The sequence below is a fragment of the Schwartzia sp. (in: firmicutes) genome (assembly GCF_978017985.1).
Map to the genome: position 1 here is coordinate 1 of NZ_CDXDFU010000079.1, position 8,961 is coordinate 8,961.

Genomic DNA, 8,961 nt, shown 5'->3' on the forward strand with positions numbered 1-8,961 from the left:
CTGCAAATATGTTCGTTTAGGTTAACCGTTAACCTTCAACTCCTATATAATAGAACAAAGACCGCCCAGAATCAAGAAAAAGGGGCTGTAAAAAAAGAAATGCCTTCTCCTTTAGGAGAAGGTGCCGAGTTTACACGGTCCCCCTCCCCCTGAAGGTGAAGGCATTAAAGCCGTTTTATTTGATTGTTACAAGCTCATACTGTCTTGTTCCAAGACCGATTTTTTCTCCGTGAATAAGGGTTTCTTCCCAGTTAACATGCGGTTTGTTATCCAGGAATACATCGTGATGATGTTCTCCTCCTGCCGCCATATTATCTCCAAGCTGGCTGTTTCTTATCGGGGTTGCTTTCTGGCATGCATCAACGGCAGCCTGATCAACTGCAATCGGGTCAAAGGATGCGAACATTCCAAGATTAGGAAGAATAGGTGCATCATTATCGCCGTGGCAGTCACAGTTCGGCGAGATGTCCATTGCCATATTGATGTGGAACGTCGGACGGTCCTGGCAGATTGCCTGTGCGTACTCTGCCATCTTGCGGTCCAGAAGGTCACTTGCATCCCACTGTTCATTGCTGATTGCGTCAAAGGCACAGGCACCTATGCAGCGTCCGCAGCCCTTGCAGATGTCCTCGTGAATGAACGCCTTGTTATTCTCGTACGTGATAGCATTCGAGCCGCACTCCTTTGCGCAGCGGCGGCAGCCGCGGCAGAGCGCTTCATTGACTTTACATTTACCGGAGGAATGCTGCTCCATCTTACCGGCGCGGCTTCCGCCACCCATACCGAGATTCTTGACGCATCCGCCAAAGCCCGTCATTTCATGGCCTTTGAAATGTGCAAGGCTTATGACAATATCCGCGTCCATTATTGCACGTCCGATTTTTGCGGTCTTGCAGTACTCGGCATTCTTCACAGGAACCTCGACCTCGTCCGTGCCGCGGAGACCGTCGGCAATTATAATCTGACAGCCTGTAGTTGTAGGATTGAATCCGTTGTAGTTCGCACAGTCAAGATGCTCCAGCGCGTGCTTTCTGCTCCCCGGATAAAGAGTATTGCAGTCTGTGAGGAAAGGTATTCCTCCCTGCTCCTTTACGAGGTCAGCAACCGCCTTGGCATACTGCGGACGAAGATACGCGAGGTTGCCAAGCTCACCGAAATGCATTTTTATGGCAACAAACTTGCCCTCCATGTCAATGTTCTTAAAGCCCGCCGCAATGCAAAGTCTTTTCAGCTTTTCTGTCTGCGGTGTGCCAACCTTTACACGGAAATCCGTGAAATAAACCTTAGCTTTTTCCATTATGAAGCCCCCTTGTCCTCTTCCCAATAACTCTCAGCCCGTCCGCAAAGCATCTGCGTCAAACAATGCGGACAATATCGGCCATTTGATACTTAGGTACGACGAAGCAGCCCTGCTCGTCAAGGTAATATTTTATATCCGCGCCTACAGGCACGTCCACGGTGTAACCCGTCTGCTTCGGGTAGCCCAGTGCCAATGCGAGACGCGGCGTATCAGCCGAAGCAATATGCAAAAGCTCCCTAACCTTTTGCACATCTATCGAGCCCATGATACAGCTCCCGACTCCTTCCTGCCACGCGGTCATTGTCATGGCGCTCACAGCCAGACCCGTATCCACATCGCGAAACGCGCCTGCTCCGGCCGCCTGTATAACGACTATAAACGCTGTCGGAAGCTCGTCTTCCTTCGGTGCGCCGACCTCCGGCGGCAAAAGTGCTGCCCATTTCATTAGTGGCTGCATAGCCGCCACCATGTCCGGAGATTTCACGACAATGTAGCGAAGCGGAAGCTTGTTTGCAGCGCTGGATACGAGCCGCGCGTGCTCGAGCATCTCATGCAGCACCTTTGCAGGCACCGGCTTCTGCTCAAATCTGCGGACACTACGGCATGTACGATAAAGCTCATGGAGTTCCACTCTGATCCCTCCCGTTCTTTTTTCTGATTCTTGTTTAATTATACCAAACTTAATGTAAAAAAAGGAGATACGCTTCCTTGAGTTTCGATGAGATAAAAAATAAAAATTTATTTCCACAGGAAAAATTTGAACAACGGCGTTATAACGCATTCGTTCCAGTTTTGCCAAAAGCAAAACTTCCTCTGTCAGCGTTTCAACGAGGCAGAGATATGCTCACTGCTTTTTATTTGCCCCTGCCCCCGCCTGCAGAGGTATGGGACATCTTCTGCCGAGTTATATCTCCCTTCGGTCGATGAAACGCAAAGAAGTATATTTTGTCTTCGACAAAATCTGAACAATGGCGTTATAATATATATGAATGAATAAACGACGAATGATAGATAAGGGAGATAGATAGAATGAACTGGAAACTTGTGCTTGGTATTTTGACGGCGAATGTCATATTCATGTCGTCAAGCTACACGATGCTCATTCCATTCCTTCCCATGTATCTCACCTTGGAGCTGGGTGTGCCCGAGTCTGATGTCAATATATGGTCGGGTATTGTTTTTTCCGCCAGCTTCGTCATGAGCGCGGTCATGGCTCCCATCTGGGGAAAGCTTGCCGACACAAAAGGCAAACGCCTCATGGCTATACGCGCAAGTTTTCTTCTTTCCATCAGCTATTTTCTCGGCGGTATAGTCCAGAGTCCTGAGCAGCTTGCGATGATGCGCCTCTTTCAGGGCTTTGCGGCAGGGCTTTGGCCCATGGATCTCGCCATCATGGCCCTTTACGCGCCGCCCCAAAAGCTCGGTGTCTGCATAGGTATCATGCAGGGTGCGCTCACCGCAGGCAGCGTCATCGGGCCGCTTATTGGCGGAGTATTGGCCGGAGCCTTCGGTATGCGGGCATCGTTCTTCCTCGCGGCAGGAGCACTTTTCATAAACTGCCTTGCTTTCGTATTCATCATAAAGGAGCCGCCTGCACCCGAGCCAACAGAACATAAAACGGCTGATAAGCCGAGCACATTCTCCCTGCTTCGACGTCCTGTGCTCGTCATTCTTCTGTCTACGAGCGCGCTTGTTCAGATGGTTATTCTCATTCTTCAGCCGATTCTTACCACGTATATCACGTCACTTGCAGGGAACCTTCCAAACCTGGTGCTTGTATCGGGAATTGTTTTCTCCCTCGGAGGTATTGCAGGTGCTATAGCCGCTCCCTGCTGGGGCTGGTTCGGGCAGCACAAAGGATTTGTATCTGCCATGCTCATTGCAATGTCAATCGGTGGCTGTGCCATTATCATACAGGGTACAATGTCGGGGCTTTATACATTTGCGTTCATGCAGTTTATCTGCGGACTGTTTTTCTCCGGCATCCACCCTTCGCTGAACTCCCTGCTCGCAAAATGCACTGAGCCTGAGGTAAAGGGACAGATTTTTGGCCTTATGTTCGCCGCGCAGCAGCTGGGCTCTATTCTTGGCCCGGTTCTCGGAGGAACTGTTACTACATTTTTAGGTATGCGTTTCGTATTTTTCACGGCCGGTGCCGTCCTCATTATTTGGGCGATAACCCTGCGGGTAAACCGTCAAAAACTGCCCGCGGCTTAAAATCTATAGACTGTACAGAAACGAAAGGAGATATGACTATGAAAAGGCTCTTGGTACTCCTGTCAATTCTTTTATCTGTCCTTATACTGGCAGGCTGCGGAGATACATCTGCCCCTAAAGCCGAAAACACACCTGCCTCAAGCTCCGCTTCTGCACCGAAAAAATCTATTGTAATCTACTATTCCTGGAGCGGAACAACACGCCGGCTTGCACGTAAAATTGCAGATGCCGCAAAAGCAGATATAGCAGAGATTCGTACAGTCACGCCATACCCCACAGACTACAATGAAGTCGCCGAACAGGCAAAGCTCGAAGTAGAAAAAGGCTTCATGCCTGAGATACGCGATGATCTTCCAAATCTTAAAAATTACGATGTTGTATATATCGGCACTCCTACCTGGTGGTATCACATGTCTCCGCCTCTTGCCTCTTATCTTGCAAAGCACGGCAGGGAGCTTGAAGGAAAACATGTTATGCCCTTCTGCACAAACGGTGGGAAGGAAGGTTCTACTCTTTCGGACATTGCAAAAGCATGCCCCGGAGCAAAGGTCAATCCCGGCCTCAGTCTTGCGGGCGGTCAGGTCGAATCCGGAGGAGAAACAATCCAGCAGTGGATTCGCCAGTTTGAAGCACAAAAATAATATTTAAGCGCACAGAAAAGCGGTCGGAAAAATTCCGACCGCTTTTTTATCCCTTGCGAATTTTCTCGTGAAATTCCGGTGTATCTATGTACTTTTTTATAAACCGTATAAACTGCTCATCAGCCTGCGAAAACACCTTTTGTGCCCTCCAGCACAATGAAATCTGAATGACATAGGTCGGATTGAAGGGTACTTTCCTGAAAGCAAAATCCATTCGTGTTACAAACTCCGGCAGAATTGCAACGCCCATACGGTTCGCCACAAGCTGTTTTATCGTCTTTGTCTGCGCCGCACAGAGAACTATATCCGGTGTAAAATCATGCTCCGAGCAGTGTCTGTCAATGCTCCTGTACTGGAAGGTCTGCGGCTGCTGCATGATGAACTTTTCCCCGCGAAGCTGCTCAAATGTAACGCTCGACTCATTGGCAAGTCTATGTCCCATGTCGACACAGAGATTCATATTGCACCTTGCCAATGACATCTCATGTTCCGGGAGCGGCATATCCTCTCCCATGACGATTCCGAAATCGAGTTCACCTGCGGCAACGAGCCTCCGAACCTCTTCTGAATCGTTATACGCCTGCAGCACAAGGTCTATTTGCGGATTGTCCATTTTGAAACGCGTGAAAAAATCCGGGAAAAGATATGCTTCAAACATAGGCGGAATACATACCTTGATTTTCGCAGATGATGTACGGCAAAACCGCTGCATGTCCTGCTTTGTAGCCTCCACGTCGTGCAAAATACGCTCCGCGTGAACCTCAAAGGCATGTCCCTCTGTGGTCAGCATAATATTGCGGCTATGTCTGTCGATGAGCTCTACTCCAAGCTCAGTTTCAAGGGCTTTTATGGCCTTTGTAACCGACGGCTGCGATACTCCGAGCTTTTCTGCCGTGCGGGTGAAATTTTTGAGACGGCTGAGCGTCGTAAAATATTCCAACTGTCGCAGTTCCATAAGGATTCCTCCCATCTCCTTCATTTTATCATAACCTGAAGGAATAGCAAGGAATAAAAAAAGTAATCGTTCGAATATTTAGAACGATTACTTTCAATTCAGTTGATTTATTTTACAAGCGATACCGGAGACAGCACCGATATACCTTTGGAGTTAACGAAGATATCTGCCTCCACACCGAAAACCTTTGCCAGCATGCCCACCGTCAAAATCTCCTTCGGAGTACCCTGCGCAAATATTCCGTGCTCCTTGATGATAACAATTTCATCGGCATACTGAAGCGCGTGATTGATATCGTGGAGAACCATAATAATAGTAATTCCGTAGTCGCGGTTCAGCTCTTCAACTATGTTCATAACCTCAAGCTGATGACCGATATCAAGGTATGTTGTCGGCTCATCGAGAAGGAGAATTTCCGGCTTCTGCGCAAGTGCCATTGCTATCCACGCGCGCTGACGCTCACCGCCCGAAAGGCGCATTACGCGGCGGTCTACAAAATCATTAAGCTGTGTACGCTCAAGAGCCCACTCTACTGCCTCACGGTCAGCCTTCGGATCTCCAGGACGGAGCCAGCTTCTGTACGGGAAGCGTCCGAAATCCACAAGCTGGCGTACCGTTACGTCAGCAGGTGCCTGCGCTCCCTGCGGCAGAATAGCAAGACGCTGAGAGAGCTTTTTCCTCCCCATCTCGCGGACATCCTCTCCATCAAGAAGAACCTGTCCCTCATATTTTCTGTTAAGACTGGAAAGCGCCTTCAAAAGCGTAGATTTTCCCGCGCCGTTAGGACCGATTATCGCCGTGCGCTTACCCGGCGTAAAAGATACATTGACATTTTTGAGGATAGTCCGTCCCTCAAATGCCACCGTCAGATTTTTAGCTTCAAGTGCCATTAGAGTTCCCTCCTCAGCAAGAACAAGAAGAACGGCGCCCCGAGCACCGCCATCAAAATACCTACAGGCAGTTCAGTCGGAGCGAAGGCCGTACGTGCGAAGGTATCGCTGAACATAACAACAGCGGCGCCCAAAAGTCCCGCTCCCGGAAGAAGGAAACGATAGTCCGAGCCTATCATAAGACGCGCCGCATGCGGCACAATGAGTCCTACAAAGCCCAAAAGGCCGACTACAGATACGGCACTTGCCGCAAGCATTGCAGCAATAGCCGTCATTACAACACGTGTAAGCTCAACATTGAGACCAAGACCTTTTGCAATTTCGTCGCCAAGCTGAAGAATATTCAGATGGCGTGCTCCGAGCATAACAAAAATAATTCCCGCAATAGTGTACGGGTAAATAATTTCTACATGCGGCCAGCTTCTCGCAGCAAGACCGCCTACCATCCACATAAGCGCACCGTGCACCTTGTCGCTGTGGAAAATCATGAGTGCGGAAATACCCGCGCCCAGAAAAGCCGACACCGCGACACCTGCGAGAATAATACGAACAGGACGGATTCCGTTTTTCCACGCAAGAGCATAGATAACGATAGCAGCCGCCATTGCTCCGACAAACGCAACAGGCGTAATGAGATACTCATGCCCGGGGAAAACGAGCATAACGAGTATACCGGCAAGGCCCGCACCCGAAGAAATACCGATAATATGCGGATCAGCCAGCGGATTTTTCATGATAGCCTGCAAAACAGCGCCGGAAAGTGCCAAATTGATTCCGACAAATGCCGCCACAATAGTACGGGGCAGACGGATATTCCAAAGAATCTGTTCGTGAGTTCCTTCTCCTGCTCCCGAAAGAACAGTAATAATTTCATCAACAGGAATGCTCACCGAGCCCATTCCTACGCTAAGCATAAATCCCGCTGCAACAAGTGCCGCAAAAACTGCCAGTATTAAGACACGCCGTAAAGTCACCGTGCCGGATACAGATGACTGATTACTTACTTCGTTCACTTAAATGCCTCCGGGTAAATCAATTTCGCCATTTCTTCAACCGCTTCCGGATAGTGAATACAGGGGCTCAAAAGAAATCTCTCCTGAGAAAGATAAAATACCTTTTTGTCGCGCACAGCCGGTATACTCTGCCATGCGGGGTTCATCTGCATAGTCTGCTCCATGCTTGCCCTGATTTCATCAATCTTTCCCATGCTTGTTATAAAGATAACGTCAGGATTCTGTTCCACAACAGTTTCAATGCTGTATGGTGCTGCATCCGGCTTGCTATCCATTGCCTTCATGCCGGCTGCCACATTTTTGAAGCCCAGCATATTTGCTACAGAACCTGCAATGCTTGACTCAAGCTGCACGGAAATTCCCTGTGATGTGCCGTGCAGGATAAGCACACGCACTTCCTTTTTCGGAATACGGCTCTTAACGTCCTCAACGCGCTTGTCCATGTCCGCCACAAGAGCTTCGCCCTTATCTTTTTCTCCTGTTATGGCTGCAAATTGGCGTACACCGTTCTTTACATCATCATACGTCTTGAGATTCGCGACAAGAACAGGAATTCCTGCAGCCTCCAGCGGCTGTATGAGTTTCTCGTTCGTGGCTTTGTTTATGATAACAAGATCCGGCGAGAAGGAAAAAAGCTTTTCCATATCGACATTATACGTACGCCCGATGCTTGGTTTGTCCTTCGCAAAATCCGGCATATTCGTCTTCGAATCCGGACGCGCTACCACATCACCGCCCACAGCATGAAGCGGCTCCAAAAACGATGAAGATGTCACAATGATACGCTCAGGCTTCTTCGTAAGCTTAACCGTGCGTCCGTTTACATCAGTAAGCTCGGCGAACACCGTTCCCGATGAAGGCGCCTCTGACTGCTTTCTTGCTCCGCAGCCCGTCAGCACCACTGCAAGCAGCAATACAAAGACTAGCAGTATCGATTTCTTGCCCATATACCAAAACTCCTTTATCTATCTTCCCGAAAACATAAAATGAGCCGCCGTCCCAAAGAACGGCGACTTGATTTACAATTTCTTACACGAGGAAAATAACCCACGTCTCAAGAGCAATGCACACCGCCATGAGAAGCGCGACACAAGCACCCTGAATCGTCTTAGGTGTACCATACAGCCAGTCCTTCGTGAGACTGCCGCGGTAATTCAAAAACACAAACCAGCCCGAACGCACGGTAAACCACTGCTGTTTGCGCTCCGGTCCGATTATCTTCGTGAACATATTGATGATACACAATGCGCCTAAAAATGCGCAGATAATACGGATTGCAATTTCCTGCTCAGTCATACTATCTCTCCTTCAAACAACTCTACAGTATATTATACTGATAATAGGTATCAAAGGCAAGAATCTTTATTTCGTGCGCTGTTTCATTTTATAAAAAAATCCCGGCCGGATAATTCCGACCGGGAAATTTTATTTAGTTACTTGCCCCAACTCAGGGGAAGAACGGCCAAACGATAGGAATAACGATAAGGGAAACTACGAGGCAGACAAGAATCAAAGGCGTACCAGCGATGATATAGTCTTTGAAGTGATATCCGCCAGGTCCGAGAACCAGAGTGTTCGGCGGCGTACCAACCGGCGTAGCGAATGCGCAGGATGCAGCGACAGCGATAGCCATCAGAACTGCATGCGGGTCAGCACCGATATTCTGAGCGATGGAAATACCAATCGGGCAGAGAAGCGCGGAGGAAGCCGTGTTGGACATGAACTGTGTAAGACCGCAGGACAGTGCGAAGAGGATACCCGTAACCATAAGCGGGCTCGGGCTTCCGCCCATTACACCGACAACTGCGTCAGCGATGAGTTTACCTGCACCGGATTTATCCATTGCAGTTGCAACCGGCATCATACCTGCGAACAGGAAGATTGTAACCCAGTCAATTCCACGATATGCCTGCTGTTCTGTGAGGCACTTCGTGATGACGAGGAA

11 protein-coding genes are annotated in these 8,961 nt (G+C 49.1%); 3 read left to right on the forward strand and 8 right to left on the reverse strand.

Going from position 1 to position 8,961, the window contains the following annotated elements:
* Positions 1–175: 175 nt before the first annotated feature.
* Both ACY69O_RS03565 and ACY69O_RS03570 read right to left on the reverse strand, forming a co-directional pair.
* On the reverse strand, positions 176–1,297 hold the full coding sequence (locus tag ACY69O_RS03565) for a DUF362 domain-containing protein (RefSeq protein WP_462332098.1): 1,122 nt from the start codon (positions 1,295–1,297) through the stop codon (positions 176–178).
* Between the two features lie 58 nt (positions 1,298–1,355).
* Entirely contained in the window at positions 1,356–1,931 is a 576-nt protein-coding gene (locus tag ACY69O_RS03570) for a nitroreductase family protein (RefSeq protein ID WP_462332099.1), read from the reverse strand.
* A 77-nt stretch (positions 1,932–2,008) separates the two neighbouring features.
* On the opposite strand from ACY69O_RS03570, the gene ACY69O_RS03575 reads away from it, so the two are divergent.
* The 3 genes from ACY69O_RS03575 (at position 2,009) to ACY69O_RS03585 (ending at position 4,158) form a co-directional block, all read left to right on the forward strand.
* Complete coding sequence (locus ACY69O_RS03575; protein WP_462332100.1) at positions 2,009–2,227, forward strand: hypothetical protein; 219 nt, start codon at positions 2,009–2,011, stop codon at positions 2,225–2,227.
* Between the two features lie 102 nt (positions 2,228–2,329).
* Positions 2,330–3,517 carry an MFS transporter gene (locus ACY69O_RS03580; RefSeq protein WP_462332101.1) on the forward strand — a complete coding sequence of 396 codons (1,188 nt, stop codon included), beginning with the start codon at positions 2,330–2,332 and terminating at the stop codon, positions 3,515–3,517.
* Between the two features lie 38 nt (positions 3,518–3,555).
* Positions 3,556–4,158, forward strand: a complete 603-nt coding sequence (locus ACY69O_RS03585) for a flavodoxin (protein ID WP_462332102.1) — start codon at positions 3,556–3,558, stop codon at positions 4,156–4,158.
* Positions 4,159–4,204: 46 nt separating this feature from the next.
* On the opposite strand, the gene ACY69O_RS03590 is transcribed toward ACY69O_RS03585, so the two are convergent.
* From ACY69O_RS03590 to ACY69O_RS03615, 6 genes are all read right to left on the reverse strand, one after another.
* Positions 4,205–5,113 (reverse strand): LysR family transcriptional regulator, encoded by a 909-nt coding sequence (locus ACY69O_RS03590; protein WP_462332103.1) that lies wholly within the window; start codon positions 5,111–5,113, stop codon positions 4,205–4,207.
* A 107-nt stretch (positions 5,114–5,220) separates the two neighbouring features.
* Positions 5,221–6,003 carry an ABC transporter ATP-binding protein gene (locus ACY69O_RS03595; protein WP_462332104.1) on the reverse strand — a complete coding sequence of 261 codons (783 nt, stop codon included), beginning with the start codon at positions 6,001–6,003 and terminating at the stop codon, positions 5,221–5,223.
* Positions 6,003–7,016, reverse strand: a complete 1,014-nt coding sequence (locus ACY69O_RS03600) for a FecCD family ABC transporter permease (RefSeq protein WP_462332105.1) — start codon at positions 7,014–7,016, stop codon at positions 6,003–6,005. The genes ACY69O_RS03595 and ACY69O_RS03600 overlap by 1 nt, the downstream gene beginning before the upstream one ends.
* Entirely contained in the window at positions 7,013–7,963 is a 951-nt protein-coding gene (locus ACY69O_RS03605) for an ABC transporter substrate-binding protein (RefSeq protein WP_462332106.1), read from the reverse strand. Before ACY69O_RS03605 ends, ACY69O_RS03600 begins: the two co-directional genes overlap by 4 nt.
* Before the next feature lie 82 nt (positions 7,964–8,045).
* A complete protein-coding gene (locus ACY69O_RS03610) occupies positions 8,046–8,312 on the reverse strand; it encodes a hypothetical protein (protein ID WP_462332107.1) in 267 nt (88 codons plus the stop codon).
* A 151-nt stretch (positions 8,313–8,463) separates the two neighbouring features.
* On the reverse strand, positions 8,464–8,961 hold a 498-nt coding region (locus ACY69O_RS03615), incomplete at its 5' end, for an SLC13 family permease (RefSeq protein ID WP_462332108.1).